The sequence below is a fragment of the Mucilaginibacter sp. A5337 genome (assembly GCF_059690695.1).
The window spans coordinates 987,579-1,007,757 of the sequence record NZ_JCAWEC010000002.1 but is presented as its reverse complement, the minus strand read 5'-3'; the positions used below and the strand labels follow the sequence as shown (position 1 = coordinate 1,007,757).

The 20,179-nt window shown below is 41.9% G+C and carries 17 protein-coding genes; 8 read left to right on the top strand and 9 right to left on the bottom strand.

The genetic code is table 11. The features are described from left to right. Nucleotides 1-2 precede the first annotated feature (2 nt). Both AC59JO_RS09035 and AC59JO_RS09030 read left to right on the top strand, forming a co-directional pair. On the top strand, nucleotides 3-1,712 hold the full coding sequence (locus AC59JO_RS09035; RefSeq protein ID WP_497304811.1) for a GMC oxidoreductase: 1,710 nt from the start codon (nucleotides 3-5) through the stop codon (nucleotides 1,710-1,712). Between the two features lie 136 nt (nucleotides 1,713-1,848). Beyond that, complete coding sequence (locus AC59JO_RS09030) at nucleotides 1,849-2,565, top strand: ThuA domain-containing protein (protein ID WP_497304809.1); 717 nt, start codon at nucleotides 1,849-1,851, stop codon at nucleotides 2,563-2,565. 124 nt (nucleotides 2,566-2,689) lie between these two features. Here AC59JO_RS09030 and AC59JO_RS09025 read toward each other — a convergent pair whose 3' ends face one another. The 4 genes from AC59JO_RS09025 to AC59JO_RS09010 all read right to left on the bottom strand — a co-directional run bounded on the left by AC59JO_RS09025 (nucleotide 2,690) and on the right by AC59JO_RS09010 (nucleotide 6,515). Then, the gene (locus AC59JO_RS09025; RefSeq protein ID WP_497304807.1) at nucleotides 2,690-3,949 is read right to left on the bottom strand and encodes a nucleoside permease; all 1,260 of its coding nucleotides are present in this window, start codon (nucleotides 3,947-3,949) and stop codon (nucleotides 2,690-2,692) included. A 198-nt stretch (nucleotides 3,950-4,147) separates the two neighbouring features. Further along, on the bottom strand, nucleotides 4,148-4,747 hold the full coding sequence (locus AC59JO_RS09020; protein WP_090526212.1) for a bifunctional nuclease family protein: 600 nt from the start codon (nucleotides 4,745-4,747) through the stop codon (nucleotides 4,148-4,150). 23 nt (nucleotides 4,748-4,770) lie between these two features. Beyond that, on the bottom strand, nucleotides 4,771-5,748 hold the full coding sequence (locus AC59JO_RS09015) for an electron transfer flavoprotein subunit alpha/FixB family protein (RefSeq protein ID WP_413667800.1): 978 nt from the start codon (nucleotides 5,746-5,748) through the stop codon (nucleotides 4,771-4,773). Nucleotides 5,749-5,777: 29 nt separating this feature from the next. Beyond that, nucleotides 5,778-6,515: an electron transfer flavoprotein subunit beta/FixA family protein gene (locus AC59JO_RS09010; RefSeq protein WP_413667801.1), complete on the bottom strand. Its 738-nt coding sequence runs from the start codon at nucleotides 6,513-6,515 to the stop codon at nucleotides 5,778-5,780. A 45-nt stretch (nucleotides 6,516-6,560) separates the two neighbouring features. Between AC59JO_RS09010 and AC59JO_RS09005 the strand changes: the two genes are divergently transcribed. Together AC59JO_RS09005 and chrA are read left to right on the top strand one after the other, a co-directional pair. Then, nucleotides 6,561-6,902: a tetratricopeptide repeat protein gene (locus AC59JO_RS09005; RefSeq protein WP_413667802.1), complete on the top strand. Its 342-nt coding sequence runs from the start codon at nucleotides 6,561-6,563 to the stop codon at nucleotides 6,900-6,902. Nucleotides 6,903-7,004: 102 nt separating this feature from the next. Beyond that, a complete protein-coding gene (gene chrA / locus AC59JO_RS09000) occupies nucleotides 7,005-8,204 on the top strand; it encodes a chromate efflux transporter (RefSeq protein WP_413667803.1) in 1,200 nt (399 codons plus the stop codon). A 111-nt stretch (nucleotides 8,205-8,315) separates the two neighbouring features. On the opposite strand, the gene dnaB is transcribed toward chrA, so the two are convergent. Next, complete coding sequence (gene dnaB / locus AC59JO_RS08995; protein WP_497304803.1) at nucleotides 8,316-9,881, bottom strand: replicative DNA helicase; 1,566 nt, start codon at nucleotides 9,879-9,881, stop codon at nucleotides 8,316-8,318. Between the two features lie 305 nt (nucleotides 9,882-10,186). Here dnaB and rlmB point away from each other — a divergent pair, with 305 nt between their 5' ends. Next, the gene (rlmB, locus tag AC59JO_RS08990; RefSeq protein ID WP_413667805.1) at nucleotides 10,187-10,957 is read left to right on the top strand and encodes a 23S rRNA (guanosine(2251)-2'-O)-methyltransferase RlmB; all 771 of its coding nucleotides are present in this window, start codon (nucleotides 10,187-10,189) and stop codon (nucleotides 10,955-10,957) included. Nucleotides 10,958-11,076: 119 nt separating this feature from the next. Here rlmB and AC59JO_RS08985 read toward each other — a convergent pair whose 3' ends face one another. Next, nucleotides 11,077-12,162: a mannose-1-phosphate guanylyltransferase gene (locus tag AC59JO_RS08985; protein ID WP_497304801.1), complete on the bottom strand. Its 1,086-nt coding sequence runs from the start codon at nucleotides 12,160-12,162 to the stop codon at nucleotides 11,077-11,079. A 259-nt stretch (nucleotides 12,163-12,421) separates the two neighbouring features. Between AC59JO_RS08985 and recQ the strand changes: the two genes are divergently transcribed. Next, entirely contained in the window at nucleotides 12,422-14,614 is a 2,193-nt protein-coding gene (recQ, locus tag AC59JO_RS08980; RefSeq protein WP_413671157.1) for a DNA helicase RecQ, read from the top strand. Nucleotides 14,615-14,807: 193 nt separating this feature from the next. Here the strand turns inward: recQ and AC59JO_RS08975 are convergent, their stop codons facing one another. Both AC59JO_RS08975 and AC59JO_RS08970 read right to left on the bottom strand, forming a co-directional pair. Further along, nucleotides 14,808-16,712, bottom strand: coding sequence for an OmpA family protein (locus tag AC59JO_RS08975; protein ID WP_497304799.1), 1,905 nt, complete (start codon nucleotides 16,710-16,712; stop codon nucleotides 14,808-14,810). A 37-nt stretch (nucleotides 16,713-16,749) separates the two neighbouring features. Continuing rightward, nucleotides 16,750-17,373 (bottom strand): 7-carboxy-7-deazaguanine synthase QueE, encoded by a 624-nt coding sequence (locus AC59JO_RS08970; RefSeq protein WP_413667808.1) that lies wholly within the window; start codon nucleotides 17,371-17,373, stop codon nucleotides 16,750-16,752. Nucleotides 17,374-17,667: 294 nt separating this feature from the next. Here AC59JO_RS08970 and AC59JO_RS08965 point away from each other — a divergent pair, with 294 nt between their 5' ends. Beyond that, nucleotides 17,668-18,432 (top strand): hypothetical protein, encoded by a 765-nt coding sequence (locus tag AC59JO_RS08965; protein WP_413667809.1) that lies wholly within the window; start codon nucleotides 17,668-17,670, stop codon nucleotides 18,430-18,432. A 24-nt stretch (nucleotides 18,433-18,456) separates the two neighbouring features. Further along, nucleotides 18,457-18,795, top strand: a complete 339-nt coding sequence (locus AC59JO_RS08960) for a Rieske (2Fe-2S) protein (protein WP_497304796.1) — start codon at nucleotides 18,457-18,459, stop codon at nucleotides 18,793-18,795. 351 nt (nucleotides 18,796-19,146) lie between these two features. Here AC59JO_RS08960 and AC59JO_RS08955 read toward each other — a convergent pair whose 3' ends face one another. Beyond that, nucleotides 19,147-20,028 carry a bifunctional 5,10-methylenetetrahydrofolate dehydrogenase/5,10-methenyltetrahydrofolate cyclohydrolase gene (locus AC59JO_RS08955; RefSeq protein WP_091206048.1) on the bottom strand — a complete coding sequence of 294 codons (882 nt, stop codon included), beginning with the start codon at nucleotides 20,026-20,028 and terminating at the stop codon, nucleotides 19,147-19,149. Nucleotides 20,029-20,179: the final 151 nt, after the last annotated feature.

Here is a 20,179-nt window from a genome sequence, read left to right as displayed (position 1 = left end):
ATATGCCATTAACTAATGTAAACGGCAAAGCCAAGGCTAATAATACTTATGACGCTATTGTAATAGGCTCGGGTATCAGCGGTGGCTGGGCGGCAAAGGAGTTATCAGAACTGGGTTTAAAAACCATTATGCTTGAACGGGGCCGAAACTTTGAACATATCAAAGATTATAAGAGCGCCAGCCAGAATCCCTGGGACCTTCATCATGCCGGAAAGCCAACTCAGGCGCAGCGTAAGCAGCGCCCGGTGATATCACGTAATTGGGGCGCTACAGAACCCATTATGGATTATTGGACAGATGAACAGGCTGCGCCGTACACCGAGATCAAACCCTTTAATTGGTGGCGTTCATACCAGCTTGGTGGCCGCTCCATTTTATGGGGAAGGCAAAGTTACCGCTGGAGCGATTTTGATTTTGAGGCTAACGCTAAAGATGGCTGGGCTATAGATTGGCCTATCCGCTATAAAGACCTTACTCCATGGTATGATCATGTAGAGAAGTTTGCAGGCATCAGCGGTTCATTAGAGGGCTTACCACAACTGCCTGATGGTCATTATTTACCACCAATGGACATGAACGTGGTGGAAAAGGATGTCGCCGCGCGCATCAAGAAAAATTACAACGGCAGCAGGCATATGATTATTGGTCGCTCGGCTAATTTAACAGCCGCCATTCCGGGGCGCACGGCATGCCAGTTCAGAAACCGGTGCTGGGAAGGTTGTCCGTTTGGCGGCTACTTCAGTACTCAATCGTCGACATTGCCCGCTGCTTTGGCTACCGGTAATTTAACGGTGAGGCCTTACTCTATCGTTACTAAAATATTGTATGATAAGGACACAAAAAAGGCCAAAGGGGTAGAGGTGCTTGATGCCGAAACCAATCAAACCTATGAATATTATTCAAAAATAGTTTTTGTCAACGCGTCGGCACTTAATAGCGCCTGGGTTTTGATGAACTCTGCTACAGACATCTGGCCCGATGGCTTAGGAAGCAGTAGCGGCGAGCTTGGTCATAACATTATGGATCATCATTATAATCTTGGTGCAAGCGGACTGGTTGATGGTTTTGAAGATAAATATTATTACGGCCGCCGCGCTAATGGCATTTATGTAGTCCGGTTTGCCAACCTGTTTGGCGATAAACGCGATTACCTGCGCGGCTTCGGTTACCAGGGTGCTGCAAGCCGCCAGGGCTGGAACCGTGAAATTGCCGAATACAATATTGGGGCCCAATATAAGGATGCGCTTACCGAACCCGGTCCATGGACAATTGGTATTGGCGGTTTTGGTGAATTGCTGCCTTATCACGAAAACAAAATCACTCTTGATAAAACCCGCAAGGACAAATGGGGGCTACCAATATTAGCGATGGACGCTGAGATAAAGGAAAACGAAAAGAAAATGCGTATTGATATTGTGCGGGAAGCCAAAGCCATGCTAGAAAGTGCTGGTGTAAAGAACATCGAAACGCATGACCGCGGCCATAATGTTGGTGATGGCATCCATGAAATGGGTACCGCAAGGATGGGGCGTGATCCTAAAACTTCGGTGCTTAACGGCAACAACCAGGTATGGGATGCCAAAAATGTTTTTGTTACCGATGGCGCTGCCATGACTTCGTCCGCATGTCAAAACCCTTCGTTAACTTATATGGCTATGACGGCCCGCGCTGCTCATTTCGCCGTAGATGAATTAAAAAAAGGAAATTTATAGGTTGGTGATTAGTGAGTGGTTGATTAGGTGAATTGTTCAGTTCTATTTTCCCCAAAGGCCAACCACTCACTCAATCAACCCAATCAACCAAACAATAACCATTCACTTAATCAACATAATCAACCACTCACCAACCATGAAAAAACTACTAACCATATGCCTCTTAATAGGCGCATCTATTACCCAAGTACTTGCTAAAGATAAAGTACTTGTATTTTGTAAAACGGCTGGCTTTCATCATAACTCAATAGCGGTAGGTGTACCTGCTATTATGAAATTAGGTCAGGAGAATAATTTTGATGTGGATAGCACCACCAATGCTGCAAAGTTTACTATTGATAACCTAAAGCAGTATAAGGCTGTGATATTTTTAAGTACCACTGGTGATGTTTTGAATGATACCCAGCAGGCTGCTTTTGAGCAATACATTAAAACGGGCGGTGGCTTTGTTGGTGTACATGCCGCAACCGATACAGAATATGACTGGCCATGGTATGGCAAATTGGTAGGTGCCTATTTCAAAAGTCATCCAAAGCAGCAAGAGGCTACTTTAGATGTAGTCGATCGTAATTTTATAGCTACCAAACACCTTCCTGAAACCTGGAAACGCTGGGACGAATGGTACAACTACAAATGGATAGGTGATGACCTGCATGTGCTAATTAAAATTGATGAAAAAAGCTATACCGGCGGCGAAAACGGCGACAATCATCCGATGGCATGGTACCATAACTTCGATGGAGGCAGGGCTTTTTATACAGAGCTTGGACACACTGATGAATCATATGCTGATCCGTTATATTTAAATCATCTGTTAGGTGCCATTAAGTATGCGATGGGGCGGAAAAACTGAACCATGATTTTTAGGATTTGGAAATTAACAGAATTAAAAAGCCTTGCAACGTTTCAACATTGCAAGGCTTTTTAATGTGAGTGTTCTGAAAATTCTTTAATTCTGAAAATTCTGATTCAGACAATTATGCATGCTGTATCGCTTCAACAAGCGCCTTATTGTGTTTGTATCTGAATACGAACGGGAAGATAATAGCGATTACCAAAGCATAACCGGCAAACGTAAGCCAGATGCCGTGCCAGTCTTTTTCTCCACCAGGCAGCAGGAAGAAATGATCGATAATGAGGCCACTCGCAATGCTTCCAAAAAAAGCCCCGAAACCGTTTACCATCATCATAAAAAGGCCTTGTGCACTCGCCCTGATATCGGGAGTGGCTTGCGTTTCAACAAACAGTGAGCCTGATATGTTAAAGAAGTCGAAAGCCATGCCATAAACAATGCATGATAAAACAATCATCCATAAACCGCCTGCGGGGTCGCCAAAGGCGAAAAGGCCAAAACGTAGTACCCAGGCCAGCATACTGAACAGCATCACATATTTGATGCCGAATTTACGCAGGAAAAACGGGATCAATAAGATGAAGAATGTTTCGGAGAACTGGGATATCGACATGATGATAGCTGGATATTTTACGCCTACAGAATCTTTATAAATAGCTATATTTTTAAAATCCTGTATAAAGGTATCGCCATAAGCATTGGTAAGTTGCAATGCTGCCCCCAAAAGCATTGAAAAGGCGAAGAAAATAGCAAACTTCGGGTCTTTGAACAGTTTAAAGGCGTTTAACCCCAATGAGTCGACAAACGATTTGTTGTTTGCCTTAGCGGAAAGCGGAGGGCATTTGGGAAGACTGAATGAATATAGTCCGAGCGCTAGTGCTACTGCTGATGCTATATAAAACTGGTTAGGCGATGTTTCATTATGGGTAAGGCTCACTGTCCATAAGGCAGCGATAAAGCCGATAGTTCCCCAGATGCGAATAGGAGGATAGTCTTTAACTACATCTTTGTTGCTGCTTTTTAATGCCGAATATGCTACAGTTATCGAAAGCGAAAGGGTTGGCATATAAAAGATCATATTGATGAGTATTACCCAAAAAAATGCAGAAGGGCTGGTAATTAAAGGCAGGGTAAATAATGATGCTGCACCAAATATGTGCATGATGCCATATAGTTTTTCAGCGTTAATAAACCTATCAGCTATAATACCGGTAAGGGCTGGCATAAATATAGCCGAAATACCCATGGTGCTAAAAATAGCCCCAAACTGAGCGCCCGACCAATGTTTGTCCTGAAACCAATATGCACCAATGGTAAGCAACCAGGCCCCCCAGATAAAAAATTGCATAAAATTCATCAGTATTAAGCGGAACTTAATATTCATATGGGTACCCGGTTTAAATAAAATTTAGTCAGTGTTAAATTAAAAGCGGAAAGTAGTGAAATAAATGTGAATCAGAAAGCTACAAGTGTAGAAATTACGATTGTTAAACAGAAACCCAGGGGCTGAGTTTCTGTTATATTATATGCAATAAATTATCTTTTGGCAAATCCGAAATCGAAAATCCGGATTCCGAAATTATTAGGATGCTTTACGTTTATTCAGTTCGTCGCGGATCTTCGCCGCTTTTTCGTACGATTCTTCGGCAAGGGCTTCCTGTAGTTTGGTTTTGAGCTCTTCGGTACTGATAGAAGCGTAACCGCTAACCGATGCGCTAACCGATTTCTCCTCAGGTGCTTCGTTGATATTTTCTAAATACACGAAGTCATTACCTTCAATAACAATGCCCGCTGTTGAAAGGATAAATTCATATGTGAAGATAGGGCAGTCAAAACGTACGGCTACAGCGATGGCGTCAGAAGTGCGGGCATCTATTTCTACAGAACGCTTTCCGTCACTGCAAACCAGCTTGGCGTAAAAAATGCCATCAACAAGATTGTAGATAATTACTTCCTGAACTTCAATTTGATAAGCCTGGGCAAAGCTCTTGAACAAATCATGCGTAAGCGGGCGGCTTGGGGTCATCTTTTCTATTTCGATGGCAATTGCCTGGGCTTCAAAGCTTCCGATGATAATAGGCAAACGACGACGGCCGCTAACCTCGCCCAAAACAAGTGCGTACGCGCCGGATTGAGTTTGACTGTATGATAAGCCGACAATATCAAGCTTTATTTTTTTCATGTTATTCCCCATCACACCTGTATTTATGCTGAAGCTTTATATTCTTTAACGGCTGCAATTAATTTAGGGAGTACTTCAAACGCGTCGCCAACAATCCCGTAATCCGCTACCTTAAAAAACGGCGCTTCAGGATCTTTGTTTATTACGACGATGACTTTTGATGAACTTACCCCGGCCAGGTGTTGAATAGCACCTGAAATACCGACTGCAATATACAAATTTGGACTGACAGCTATACCGGTTTGTCCAACGTGTTCACTGTGTGGTCTCCAGCCAGCATCTGATACCGGTTTTGAGCAGGCAGTAGCAGCACCTAAAAGCTCGGCAAGCTCTTCTATCATGCCCCAGTTTTCCGGGCCTTTTAAACCGCGACCGCCCGAAACAACAATTTCAGCATCAGGCAATGAAACTTTATCAGTTGAGCGAACGATTTCTTTAATCATGGCTTTAAAGTCGGATGCTTTAGGTTCAACATTAAAGTCCTCAACCTGAGCGGTGCCACCTGTTTCAACTACTTTGTAAGAGTTGGGTACAAGCGCAATAACTTTAATAGCCGACGTAAGCTCAACCGTAGCAAAAGCTTTCCCCGAAAAGGCGGTTTTCTTTACCTTAAAAGAGCCTCCTGCCTGTTCCGGTAAGGCAACCGCTCCATCAGCTACGCCTGCTTCCAGTTTTACGCCAACCCTTGGCGCCAATCCTCGGCCCGAAAAAGTATTTGATAATACTACAACTGCCGAGCCTTCTTTTTTAGCAGCTTCAGCTATAACAGAGGCATAGGCCTGGTTTACAAAGTCCTTTAATTTATCTCCTGATACATTAAGTACCTTATCTGCGCCGTATTTACTTAATAAAGCTAATTCGGTTGCATCAACGTTGCCAATTGACACAGCAGTAACAGAAGTATTACTTTGATCGGCAATAGCACGGGCATAAGAAACAGCTTCAAAAATTGACTTTTTGAATTTGCCCCCGGCATTTTCCGCATATATTAAAACTGACATATTTATCTGTAAGTGATTTAGATCATAAATTAAATAACACGCGCTTCTGCATGCAGCAGTTCAACCAGTTTTGCGGTATCATCGGCAGGAACAAGTTTAACCTGGCCACGAGGGGCTGGTGTTTCATAACCGGTGATTTCTGAAAATGTTTTTACATCAACAGGTTCTGCAACAGCAAGCGGCTTAGTCCGTGCCGACATAATACCACGCATATTAGGGATTTTGGGTTCAGCCACACCCTCGGCAGTACCCGCCACAAATGGATAGGGTATGGTCAAAACTTCTTTACCGCCTTCTATTTCGCGTTCAACGGTTGCTTCGATGTCACCAGCATCTAATTTTTTGATAATGGATACCGATGGCAAATCAAGCAGTTCGCCCAGCATGCCTGCAACTTTTGAGCCGTTATAATCAATGGATTCGCGGCCGGTAAGGATGAGATCGAAGGGATTTGCTTTTACATATTGTGCAATTTGATAAGCTACATACCACGCATCGTGCGGTTTAGCGTTTATGCGCACAGCATCGGTAGCGCCAATGGCCAGGGCCTTGCGTATAGTGGCTTCGGTATTTGCCTCACCAACGTTTATTACAGTTACTGTGCCCTTACCGCCGTCGGTTAACTCAATGGCGCGCGCAAGTGCAATTTCATCATAAGGGTTAAGTATGAACTGTACCCCGTTTGTATTAAATTGCGTGTTATTATCAGTAAAAGTTATTTTTGTGGTGGTATCAGGAACATTACTTACACATACCAGAATCTTCATATCAATAGGTTTTTGCAAATTTAGTTAAAAAAGATAGAGTTTAAAATGGAGTTGAACAGATTGAATAAGCTGCTGGAATTTATAAAAAATGAACCGGATGACGAGTTTCTGAAGTATGCCCTTGCAACAGAATATCTGCGTCTGAATGAGACAGATAAGGCGCTTGCTTATTACGAAGATTTAGTGAATAACCATCCTGGCTACACCGGTACCTATTACCATTTAGGTAAGCTTTATGAAGCGTTGAACCGTAAAGATGATGCTATCAAAACCTACGAAAACGGCATGAAAGTAACCAAAGAAAAACGCGATAACCACGCTTTTTCTGAATTGCAAGCAGTATACAGGCAGGCAATGGGCTTTGAAGAAGATGACGACGATTATTAGTTTTTTGTTAATAGTTGATGGTTCATAGTTCATGGCTTTTTATTTTCCCTGATTAATTTTAAGATGAACTGTTTTAAACCATGAACTGAACCTCTTTAAAGAATGAAAAAACAGCAACTTATATTCCTTCGGGATGTGCTGATATATACCTTCACTGCTTTTGGCGGACCGCAAGCCCACATCGCCGTTTTACTGCGGGAATTTGTTGAGAAACGAAGATATATTACTGAAGATGAGTTGATGGAGCTTAATGCCTTATCGCAGGTTTTGCCGGGGCCTTCATCAACCCAAACACTGGTTGGGATAGCCTGGAAAGTAGGCGGGCTCAGGCTGGCCATCATTACATTTTTGATCTGGGTCCTTCCTTCGGCCACTATCATGTGCATGGCTGCCATAAGCTATAATATGTTTGCCAATAAGGCCAAATTTGCGCATGTGATCAGTTATGTACAACCCATAGCCGTTGGCATAGTTGCTTACGCCACTTATACGTTTGCCAATAAATTTCTGAAAACAAGGATCAGTACTATGCTGGCTATCGGCTCATTGATCGTTACACTGATCCTGCAAAATGCATATGCTTTCCCGATCCTGATATTGCTTGGCGGTATCATATCATCGGCTATGGAAACCCAGCAGCATGAAAACGAATTAAGGGTAAAGTTATATTCAAATGTAAACCCTAATAAGGTTGCTTATTTTATTGGTATCTTGCTTTTCTTTGCGGCTTTGGGTGCTGTTGTAAATCAAACATCGCCATTCAGCCTGCCTATCCGTTTATTCGAAAACTTTTACCGTAATGGGATTTTAATTTTTGGAGGAGGGCAGGTGCTTGTGCCGCTCATGTATACCGAATTTGTTGAGGTTAAACATTATCTGGGCAGGTCGGAGTTTTTGTCGGGATATGCCCTGCAGCAGGCTTTGCCCGGACCCACATTTTCGTTTACATCTTTTTTGGGTGGCATAACACTTGGCAATAAAGGCTATAACATTTGGGGACAAATAATTGGCAGCCTCGTTGCTGTTATTGGCATCAATACCCCCGGGCTTATCCTTATTCTTTTTATCGTGCCTTTCTGGGAGGATCTTAAAAAAATCACCAGGATAAAGAACTCATTGAGCGGGATAAATGCCGTAGCTGTAGGTTTTATGGCGACAGCGTTGATTTTACTGGTAAAGCCTTTTGGTTTAAACTGGTCAGCCTACGCATTGATGATAGGTACGTTCCTGGTGCTGCATTTTACCAAAATAAAAACACCGATAGTGATTATTATCGGTGTGGTTTTGGGAATGATATTTTAGCCCCCCTGCCCCCTAAAGGGGGAGCTTACTTGCAATGTTACAATGAGTAATTCCAATTCCTTTGTTTTAATATTATCTATTTGAAACTCCCCCTTTAGGGGGCCGGGGGGCTTAAAATGGTGCTTCGTCATCCATGTCGTCCATTCTTGAAGGGCGAATGATGAAGTTACTCTGCTTTTCAAAATCCTGTGAAGGAGCAAGGCCCGCGAAAGCATTACCCGCAGGTGGAGGGAAGCCGTCCATACCTTCTTCAAGGTTAGCAAATTTCACATATTTACCAACAAATTTCAATCGTACAGTACCTGTTTCACCGTTACGGTGTTTGGCTATAATAACCTCGCCTACACCCTGGGTTGGGTTACCGTCTTCATCTTCCGTTAATCCGTAATATTCAGGACGATATAGGAACAATACCATGTCGGCATCCTGCTCAATAGCGCCAGATTCACGTAAGTCTGAAAGCATTGGCCTCTTAGAGTTACCCGGCCTGCTCTCTACCGCACGACTTAACTGAGATAATGCAATTACCGGTACACTGAGCTCCTTGGCAACTGATTTTAATGCACGTGAAATACTGCTGATTTCCTGCTCACGGTTACCACCACCACCTTTGCCCTCGGCCTTGCCATGCATCAGCTGTAAGTAGTCGATGATGATTAACTGGATGTCATACTGGGATTTTAAACGGCGACATTTTGCCCGGAACTCAAAGATGTTTAGCGCAGGAGTATCATCAATGATGAATGTAGCTTTCTCAAGTCTGCCAATTTTGGAGTGTACCTGTTGCCATTCCCATTCTTCAAGTGTACCCTTACGTATTTTTTCCTGCTCAATTTCCGCTTCGCCGGCAATCAAACGGTTAACCAACTGTACGGATGACATCTCCAGCGAAAATACTACCACTGGCTTGTCAAAGTCAACGGCGGCATTGCGGGCGCAACTTAACACGAAAGCTGTTTTACCCATAGCCGGACGGGCAGCGATAATAACCAGATCGGATTTTTGCCAGCCCGAAGTCATCCGGTCGAGGCCAGTAAAGCCCGAAGCAACGCCCGTTAAGCCATCTTTTTTATCTTTCAGGGCCTCAATATCCCGTAATGCTTCGTGAACGAGGTCGTCCATGTTGCGGGCATCACGGCGTAGGTTGCTTTGTGCAATTTCAAACAGGTTTTTTTCGGCCATATCCAGCAGGTCAAATACATCGCTGGTATCTTCATAAGCGGCGTTGATCACTTCGGTAGAGATCCGGATCAGTTCGCGCTGGATAAATTTCTGGATAATGATACGTGAGTGGAACTCGATATTGGCAGCGGAAGCAACACGGCTGGTAAGTTCTGTGATGTAGTAGGCACCACCAACCATTTCAAGCTCGCCTAATCTGCGTAACTCGGCCGTAACTGTAAGAATATCTACAGGTTGTGTTTTTTCAAACAGTATTTTAATGGCAGAAAATATCTTCTGATGATTAGTTTGATAAAAAACTTCGGGTTTTAAAACATCTATAACTGACGAAAGGGCATCCTTCTCCAGCATAAGGGCGCCTAAAACTGCCTCTTCCAAATCGGTAGCCTGAGGCTGCAATTTGCCACCTGCAATAAAGGGAGTTGGATTGGGAACTCGGCTGCGTCGCTCAAAAGTATTCGGCTTGTTATACTGGTTGTTATTCTCAAAACTCATAAGGGTACAAAAATATACAAAAAATGTTGCGACGGGCAAAGGAAACACCTAACATAGTGTATCGGCATTTTAAAATAATCATACACAGGGCAATAAATTAAAGCTTTTTAATAAACATCGGAGTGTTGATAACTTTTTAACGAAATATGGATAGGTTGATTTTCAGGTAATTGAACCGATGTTAATAAAGTTTTGGAATGTTGATAGCAATTGCACTCAAAGGCTGTTAAACCCAAAAGGGTTATCAGTTCAATAACGGCTTAATCAATTAATATAGCTACTTTTGCCAAAATTCAAATCATAAAATGGCATTTAATTCAAGGCCTCAGCGCGAAAGCAATCAAATGGTTTTTGGGATCAGGGCGGTAGTAGAAGCTATCCGTTCGGGCAAAGAGATCGAGGCATTATTTATACAACGAGGTATAGGCGGCGGTCTTATTCAGGAGCTTAAAGAGTTGATGAACGAGTATCAGATAACCGCACAACAGGTTCCCGTTGAAAAACTCAACCGCATTACACAAAAAAATCATCAGGGGGTCATAGCCGTGATCTCGCCCATTGTTTATCAAAAAATAGAAAACATCATACCCGATGTATTTGAAAAAGGGGAGACACCGTTGATTTTGGTTTTAGATAGCATTACCGACGTGAGGAACATGGGCGCAATTGCCCGGACTGCCGAATGTGCAGGCGTGCACGCTATTGTAATTCCGGCAAAAGGCTCAGCGCAGATCAACCCTGATGCTATTAAGACATCGGCTGGCGCGTTATATAAAATTCCGGTTTGCAGGCATGATAACTTTATGCAAACTGTGCGCTTTTTGCAGGAATCTGGCTTGCAGTTGGTTTGTTGTACTGAAAAAACTCAGGATGATATTTATAAACCTGATTATACCGTACCAACGGCTATCGTTATGGGTTCGGAGGAGGATGGGATCCGTAACGAGATCATCCGCATTTCAGATCATTTGGCAAAAATCCCCATGTTTGGAGAAATTGAATCTTTAAACGTGTCGGTGTCAACGGGGGTGATTTTGTATGAAGCGATAAGGCAGAGAACCCCCCCCGCCCCCTAAAGGGGGTGCTTACTTATGGCAAGCTTTCAATATTGTTAAACAAGAAAAGCTTTGCACCGGCAAAGCTTTTCTTGTTTATATATCTTTATCATTGGTACTCCCCTTTAGGGGCAGGGGGGTTAAATATACTTCGCTCCAAACTTATTTTTCACATCAGTCACAACCTGCTTGATATTTTGTTCCTGATCACGCGGGCAAATAAGCAGCGAATTGTTTGATTCTACAACAATATAATCATGCAGGCCCTGTAGTATTACCAGTTTTTCGCCTGGCACGTTTACCATACAGTTTGATGAATCATACATGATCACTTTTTCGGCAGGGATAACGGCATTGCCTACATAATCTTTTTCGGCCAGGTCATATATCGATGCCCATGTGCCCAGATCACTCCAGCCAAAATCCGAAGGTAGTACATATACATTATCTGCCTTTTCCATAATACCGTAGTCTATCGAGATATTGACGCATTGCTGATATGCCTTATGGACATAAGTTTTTTCATCGTCAGAGTTGTAAACAGGTCTTGCATCAGCAAATATTTCGTGCATTTCGGGCAAGTGCTGGCCAAATGCTTTAACAATAGCTTTGGCCGACCAAACAAAAATACCGGCATTCCATAAAAAATCGCCGCTTTGAATAAATGTCTTTGCTATTTCAAGCGTTGGTTTTTCAGTAAAGGTTTTTACTTTATGAAACTCGTCGTTAATAACATTATCGGTATATTGGATGTATCCATAACCGGTATCTGGTCTTGACGGTTTAATACCCAGGGTTATCAGGTAATCGTTTGAAGCCGCGGTTTGCAATGATTTTTCAATGGCGGTAACAAAAGCCTCTTCATCCAATATCTGCTGATCAGAAGGGGCCACAACAATGGCAGCGTCGGGATTAAGGCTTTCAATTTTGAAACAGCCGTAGGCTATGCAGGGAGCCGTGTTACGCATTACGGGTTCGGTAAGGATCTGTTGATCCTCCAAATCCGGCAGCTGTTGTTTTACCAGTTTGGTATAGTTTTCGTTAGTAACAATATATATATTTTCTTTTGGGCAAACTTTCAGGAAACGTTCGTAGGTGTTTTGAATTAAGGTTTTACCGGTACCAAGTATGTCGATAAACTGTTTAGGGTGCGATGTACGGCTTATCGGCCAAAAGCGGCTTCCAATCCCTCCTGCCATAATTATCGCATAATAGTTTTTATCCATGAGAAAGTAGAGAATTTTAATTTGGTATATCAACTGTAAAAATGTGTAATAATTTGTTAATTATCGATTAAGTGCATCTAAATAATTTAACAGGGCGCTCAATCACAATTTGTCTGGTTCTTTAAATGAACAAGTAAAGAAATTGTTTTTCATCTAATCATCATTTTTACATAAAATTTAAAAGTAAATCCAACGTTTATTTAGAAAATTTTGTTACTTTAAACTTTTAAATACAATTTAAGAATTTGTTAAAATAATGATAGAAACAAAGAAATCGCTATTTGACAATCTCCAGAATTTTTTCGGGTTTGATAATTTTAAGGGGGAGCAGGAAGCGATAATAACCAATATCCTGGCCGGCAATGATACATTTGTTATTATGCCTACCGGGGGTGGCAAATCGATGTGTTATCAGTTACCGGCTTTAATGAGCGATGGTACGGCAATCGTAATTTCACCGCTGATAGCCCTGATGAAAAACCAGGTAGATCAGCTTAGGGCTTTCGGAGGATCAGATAGTATAGCCCACTTTTTAAATTCGTCACTTACAAAATCAGAGATAGCCAGGGTTAAAGAAGATGTGCTTGCAGGAAAAACCAAGTTGCTATATGTTGCGCCTGAGTCATTAACCAAGCAGGAAAATATCGATTTCTTACGTTTGAACCAAGTATCATTTGTTGCTGTAGATGAGGCCCACTGTATTTCGGAATGGGGGCACGATTTCAGGCCCGAATACCGCAAAATACGTCAGGTGATCAGCAATATCGGCGAAAACATTCCTATCATTGCTTTAACGGCGACGGCTACTCCTAAAGTTCAGCAGGATATTCAGAAAAACCTGCAGATGAACAATGCAACCGTATTTAAATCATCCTTTAACCGCGGTAACCTGTTTTATGAAGTGCGTGCCAAGCGCAATGTTATAAAAGAGATAGTAAAGTTTGTAAAACAAAATCAGGGCAAATCAGGCATTGTGTATTGCCTTAGCCGTAAAAAGGTTGAGGAAGTAGCCGAGGTGCTTAACCTTAATGGAGTAAAGGCACTGCCGTACCATGCCGGGCTTGATCCTAAAGTACGTGCCGAAACGCAAGACAAATTCTTGATGGAAGATGTTGACGTTATTGTGGCTACAATAGCGTTCGGTATGGGGATTGATAAACCAGATGTTCGTTACGTAATACACCATGATGTACCCAAAAGCATGGAAGGATACTACCAGGAAACAGGCAGAGCTGGTCGTGACGGCGGTGAAGGTGTTTGTGTAGCCTTTTATTCTGAAAAGGACATTGATAAGCTTCAGAAATTCATGAAAGATAAGCCTGTTTCGGAACGCGAAATAGGTACCCAGATACTTAAGGAAGTTATTGACTACTGCGAATCATCGGTTTGCAGGCGTAAGCAGCTGTTACATTATTTTGGCGAAAACTTTAATGAAGCCGGCTGTAATAACATGTGCGATAATTGCTGCACGCATAAAGAGCATTTTGATGGCGAGGAACACCTGCACAGGGCGTTAAGTTTAATCAAGCATATTGGTGAGAAATTTGACGATCATCATATCATCAGCATATTAATGGGCGAGGAAAATGCGCAGATTAAAAACTATGAACACGACCAGCTTGATTATTATGGTGCGGGCAAAGATTTGGGCAAAAATCTTTGGAATTCGCTTTTAAGGCAGGCTTTGCTCAATAACTATATTTCAAAAGATATTGATCAATACGGGCTTTTAAGGCTTACCAAAAGTGGAAATGCTTTTATTGACAATCCGCATAGTATCCGGTTTGTTTTAAACAAAATCATGGAGGCTACCGATGATGATAGTGACGATGATGGTCCAAAACAAAGCGGGGGGGCGCTTGATACGCAATTGCTGCAAATGCTTAAAGAGCTGCGCAAAAAGCTTGCAAAACAAAAGGGCTTGCCACCATTTGTGATATTCCAGGATCCATCTTTAGAGGAGATGTGTACACACTATCCTGTTAATACAGAAGAGCTTAAACAAATTTCAGGTGTAGGTGCAGGCAAGGCGTTGAAATTTGGTAAACCTTTTACCGATTTGATCCAGAAATATGTAGAAGATAATGATATTGACAGGCCGATTGACATGGTGATTAAAAGCGCAGCCAATAAATCAGCCCTTAAGGTATTCATTATTCAAAATATCGACAGGCATTTAAATCTTGACGATATAGCCGCTTCAAAAGGTCTTACATATGAAGAGATTCTGAAAGAAGTTGAAACTATTGTTAACTCCGGAACTAAACTTAACCTCAACTATTATATTGACGAAGTTATTGATGAGGATAAGCAGGAAGAAGTGTTTGATTATTTCCGTACTGCCGAAGCCGATTCAATTGATGAAGCTTTAGCCGAACTGGGCAGCGACGATTACACCCGTGAAGAGGTACAGTTAATGCGCATTAAGTTCATGTCGGAATTAGGAAACTAAGAGAGGATATTGCTTAAAATATTGAAGCCTTCAGATTAAATTCTGAAGGCTTTTTACTTTCTGATCTTCTTCAATTAAAAGGCCCGGAATTTGCATTTATGTAGCCCGGTTGCTTTACTTTAAGCAACCCGTAAGTACAAGTATTAGTCTATTAACTTTAGGCCTTGCGCGTTCTGCTTTTAGCTTTTAAAGCTTACTTAGTAATGATCATAAACTCTGTACGCCTGTTTTTTGCCCTGTCTTCTTCGCTTGTGTTTGGCGCTATGGGCTGTGTTTCGGCGTAACCTTTGTAAACAAGCCGGGCAGGAGCAATACCATGTGATACAAGATACTGATAAACGGATTTCGCCCTGTTTTCAGATAGTACCTGATTACTTTGGTGATTACCCACGTTATCAGTATGCCCCGAAATTTCGATTCGTACAGTTGGATTTACGCCTAAAAATTCAATAAGCTTAAGAAGCTCGGCTTTTGATTCCTTTTCAAGATCAAACTTATTGGTATCAAAAAAGATATTCTTGAGTATCACCTTATTCCCAACTTCAATAGGTGATAACAAAGCCACAATATTAAACGGGTTCTTGGTTTTGTAATTTTTGAGTGAAAAGTTTTCGGAATAAAACAGATATCCGCCTTTTGAAATATTAAGCGCATAGTTTTTGCCAGAAGTTAAAGTAGCTAAAAAATCGCCCTTCTCTTCGTCGCTGTAATCCTGGTAAACCGCTAAATTATTTTCGAGGTCAATAATTTCAATGGCGGCTTCCAGGGGTTGTTTGGTTTTTGCATCTTTCACAAAGCCTTTAACATAGGTCACTAAGCGAGGTCGTAACTTTACCGGTAGCTCAAATTTGTAAATATCATAGCCGCCGAAACCGTTTAAATTATTCGACGAAAAGAAAGCATAATCACCGGCGGCGGTTAACGATAAGCCGCTTTCATCACCACTGGTATTAATAGGATATCCGAGGTTTTCGGGCTTTCGCCATTTGCCATCCTGGCCTAAGCGGCTAACAAATAGGTCTTTACTTCCTAAGCCGGGCCATCCGTCACTGCTGAAGTAAAGTGTACTATCGTCCGGATGTATAAATGGTGATTGTTCATTATACGGGGTGTTAACATTAGGGCCAAGGTTTTCCGGCTCGCCCCAGCCTTTTTCGCCTAATGTACTTTTCCATATATCATAACCGCCATAGCCCCCTTTGCGGTTACTTACAAAGTAAAGCGTGCGCCCGTCGAAGTTTATAGAGGGTTGAGACTCCCAGCCGGAAGTGTTTACCGGTGGGTTAAGGTCAACAGGTTTTACCCAGTCGTTGCCCTTTCTTTGAGCTATATAGATATCACACCGGCCTAATCCATCCGGACGGTTACAGCCGGTAAAAAACAGGTATTTACCATCCTGCGAAATGGATTGTGCGCCTTCATTATATTTTTCTGTGTTAATCTGGTTGCTTAGATAGGTGGCGGTAGTCCATTTACCATTTACCATTTCACTTTTATAAAAGTCTTCGTTGTTGTTGATCTTCCGGGTAAATATCAGTGTACTTTCATCGGCTGTAGCAACTGGCAGGTACTCATCGTTAGCTGTATTTATCTCGGGGCCGATATTTATTGGCTTAAAGGGTACAGGGTGTGATATAGCCTGTATACTGAATTTGGCATCGGCGAGCATCTTTTTTGCATAGGTAATGTTGTCAGGAGTCAAGTCGGGATAGGTAAGGTATTTTTCGAGATGCATCTGGGCCTGCGCATAGCTTGCATCATGAATTTCCATTTCTCCGGCCTTAAGATATGCCCCCCGATTAAATTCAGGGCTTAATGCAATGACTTTTTCATACTCTTCTACAGCGGGTTTATACATCCGTTTCATCCGGTATAAATCGGCAAGCAGGAGGTGGGCTTCTATGAATTTCGGATCCTGACCAATGGCCTTTAATGAGTTTTGAATGGCTTCATCATAAAGGTGCTGATCAAGATTTTGGTAAGCAGAAGCGAAGAATTTTATAGCTTCTTTATTGGATGACGAATATCGGGCAGGCTGCTGGGCACAAAGCAAAGCAGGTACACACAATGCAAGCACCAATAAAACTGCAATCTTCATTTTAACTTAGGATAATTAATATCGTAAGTTAAAAAAATTATGGAATATTCAGATACTTATGAGTTTGTAATGAAATTTCCCATTGTGGGTTTTCTTTCACATAGTCAACAATAAGTGGTGTCATCTCCTTTGATTTTGACCATTCGGGCTGTAAATAGAGCTTACAGTCGGGCGATACCATTTTGGCGTGATATTCGGCCCATTCAAAGTCAGATTTATTGAACACGATTACTTTTAATTCATGGGCGCATTCAGCAACATGTGGCGTTGGTGCCTTGAACTTTTTAGGGGAAAGACAAATCCAATCCCAATCGCCCGAAAGCGGGTAAGCACCTGAGGTTTCAATAAAAGTTTTTATTCCTTTTTCGTGAAGTTGGTGGGTTAAATAGTCGAGATTGTATATAAGAGGCTCGCCACCGGTTACTACAACAGCCTTTGCCGGATGAAGGGCAGCATTACTTACAATGGTATCGGCAGCAGTGAGTGCATGCAACTCGGCATCCCAGCTTTCTTTAACATCGCACCAATGGCAACCTACATCGCAGCCACCGAGACGAATAAAATATGCGGCTTTACCCGTGTTATATCCCTCGCCCTGTATCGTATAAAACTCCTCCATTAAAGGAAGCAGCGTGCCGTCGTCTGGTATTTGGTGTGCCATAGTTATTTAAGGGTGCAAAGGTACTGAAAGATAGGCGAAAGCTAAAAGGTGAAAGCTAAAAGGTTACACTAATATGGAAGTATCTTTATAAGGCCAAAGGTTAAAGGTTTTTCCTTTCATCAATTATGCACTACGCTATAGATGACGCGATAAACTACCTTTCGCCTTTTACCTTTATCCTTTTTATTTTCATTTTATAATTGTTATAATTACTTTTAATTTTAAGATAACCAATTAACCTTAAATTCGTAAAATGCAATAACTGTATCGGCGACGCTTAATTTATATCCGGAAATGAAAAAACTTTACTTTCCTTTAATTTTACTGGTAGTGCTTTGTTTTAGTTCATGTGTGGATATTGAAGAGCATTACGATTTTAAAAGTGACGGTACCTGTAAGGTAGCCTATGCTTTTGATATGAGCAGGGCCGTATCGGTACTGGTTAATCTGATGTCTGATTCAGTTAAGGAAACTCCACAATTTAGTTTGGTTAAAGATACAACGCTTAATTTTTATAGTGCAATACCCGACAGTGCCCAACAAAAACTAAAAACTGAAGAAGTTGAACTGGCCAAAAGCAGTGAGCTAACTGTTAATATGAACCTTAAAAAGAGTGTTATGAAAGTAACACTTAATCATACAGCAAAAAACGCAGCAGACCTGCAATATTATTTGCAAAATGTATCAAAAATTGCACTTAATACCCAGATAAGTGCTATAACTACTACCGATAAAACAAATAAGCCATTTGATGCACGGCAAATGGTAGGGGGGCAGGACTATTATTCGTATGATATAACTCCTCATAAATTTTACCGCATTATTGACAAGGCTAAATTTAACGCCTTTTTAAAGAAAACCCAGGCTACCTTCATGATGGCTAAAGCTATGCTGATTGATATGCCCTATAAAGTGATCCTGCGGTTTGCTCATCCTGTAAAGAAGGTCAATAATTCAAAGGCTATGCTCTCGGCCGACAGGAGGGAAGTTACGCTTGTTACCAGTATGGACGAGGTAATTAAAAATCCTAATGTAATGAATTTGAAGATCGATTTTTGAGCAAGGGTTTGCTATTAATTACTTATGACCTGGTATAAAGTTGACTCTCTATCCGATATTTCCGTTCCATTTATTAAAAAGGTTAAGGCCGGCAACAAAAGTATTTGCCTGGTAGGGTTTGAAGGTAAGCTCTACGCGGTATCGGCTAAATGCCCGCATGCCGGTGCGGATATGAGTGAAGGACTATGCGTAAAAAAGCTTATAGTTTGTCCGTACCACCGGTATACCTACGATCTTGAAACAGGAAAAGGGGGCGAAGGCCAAAATGATTTTATTGAAACTTATCCGGTTGAAGTAAAGGAGGATGGAGTTTACGTTGGCGTAGCCTCCATTTGGGATAAGTTAAGGCAAGCGTTTAAGTAGAAGGTGCTTTTTATTAATTCCGTCATTGCCGAAGTACGAAGCAGTCCCAAACTATAAAGGGCGGACCTACTTATCGGGGATTGCTTCGTACCTTATAATGATGTGATCGTAAGTTATTGATTATTAAATGTGTTTTTTTTCTGTTTTACAATATGGGCGTTGCCTGCGGCCGGGCTATCCGCTGCAAGTCCTCGCCTTTCCTGCCCGCAAACCCAACCCGCGCTGTGGGCTTTACGCTGCTATCCCTAACGCGTCCCGCGCAACAGCCCTAAAATAGAGTTTACATGTCATCACAGTTTTTTCAGATTCCCTGATGGTTACAGCAATGACGATTTATATGAAAGCGGACTTCTATTTATAAACCTCTTTATTAGCGGAAGCCAATGTGTTTTTAAGCAAACCAACGATGGTCATCAGGCCTACACCGCCTGGTACCGGGGTGATCCATGATGATTTTGGTGCAACATTTTCAAAATCAACGTCGCCATACAGCTTGAAGCCCGATTTTGTTGTAGTTGAGGTTTCGCGGTTCATACCTACGTCAACTATCACAACGCCATCTTTTACCATATCGGCAGTAATAAAATTCTTTTTGCCGATAGCAACGATCAGGATATCTGCATCAAGTGTGAACTTTTTGATGTCGGGTGTGCGGCTGTGACAAATGGTTACTGTGCAGTTGCCCGGAGTGGTGTTACGCGCCATCAGGATGCTCATTGGCGAACCAACAATATTGCTGCGACCAACAACCACACAATGTTTACCGGCGGTTTCAATGCCGTATTCCTTAAGCATTAGAGTAATGCCATAAGGAGTTGCCGGTATAAACGACGGTAAATTACGCTGCATACGACCCAGGTTAACCGGGTGAAAGCCATCAACATCTTTGCGATGGTCGATGCGCTCGGTTACTTTTTCAGGATCGATATGTTTTGGTAAAGGAAGTTGTACTATGATACCATCGATATCGGCATCCGCATTTAGCTCTTCAACTTTCTTTAATAGTTCTTCTTCTGTAACGTCATCTTCATAACGTACCAGCGATGATTTGAAGCCAACTTTTTCGCAATTTTTCATTTTGCTGGCTACATAAGTTTCGCTACCGCCATCATGACCAACCAACACTGCCACCAAGTGAGGCTTCCTGCCGGTCTTTTCTAATATTTTAGCTGCTTCTTCAGCTATTTCAACCTTAAGTTTTTCTGAAACGTATTTTCCGTCTAAAAGCTGCATTATTAAATGTGTTTAACGAAGTGGTCAGGCAATGGCGGCAAGCTTAAGTTTACCGGCTCTGATTTTACTCGTACTTTTATAAAAGGCCTGTTGTCCAGGGATAATTTTAATCCGTGATTTTGATTGATCTTGCTAATGATACTTTCAATAG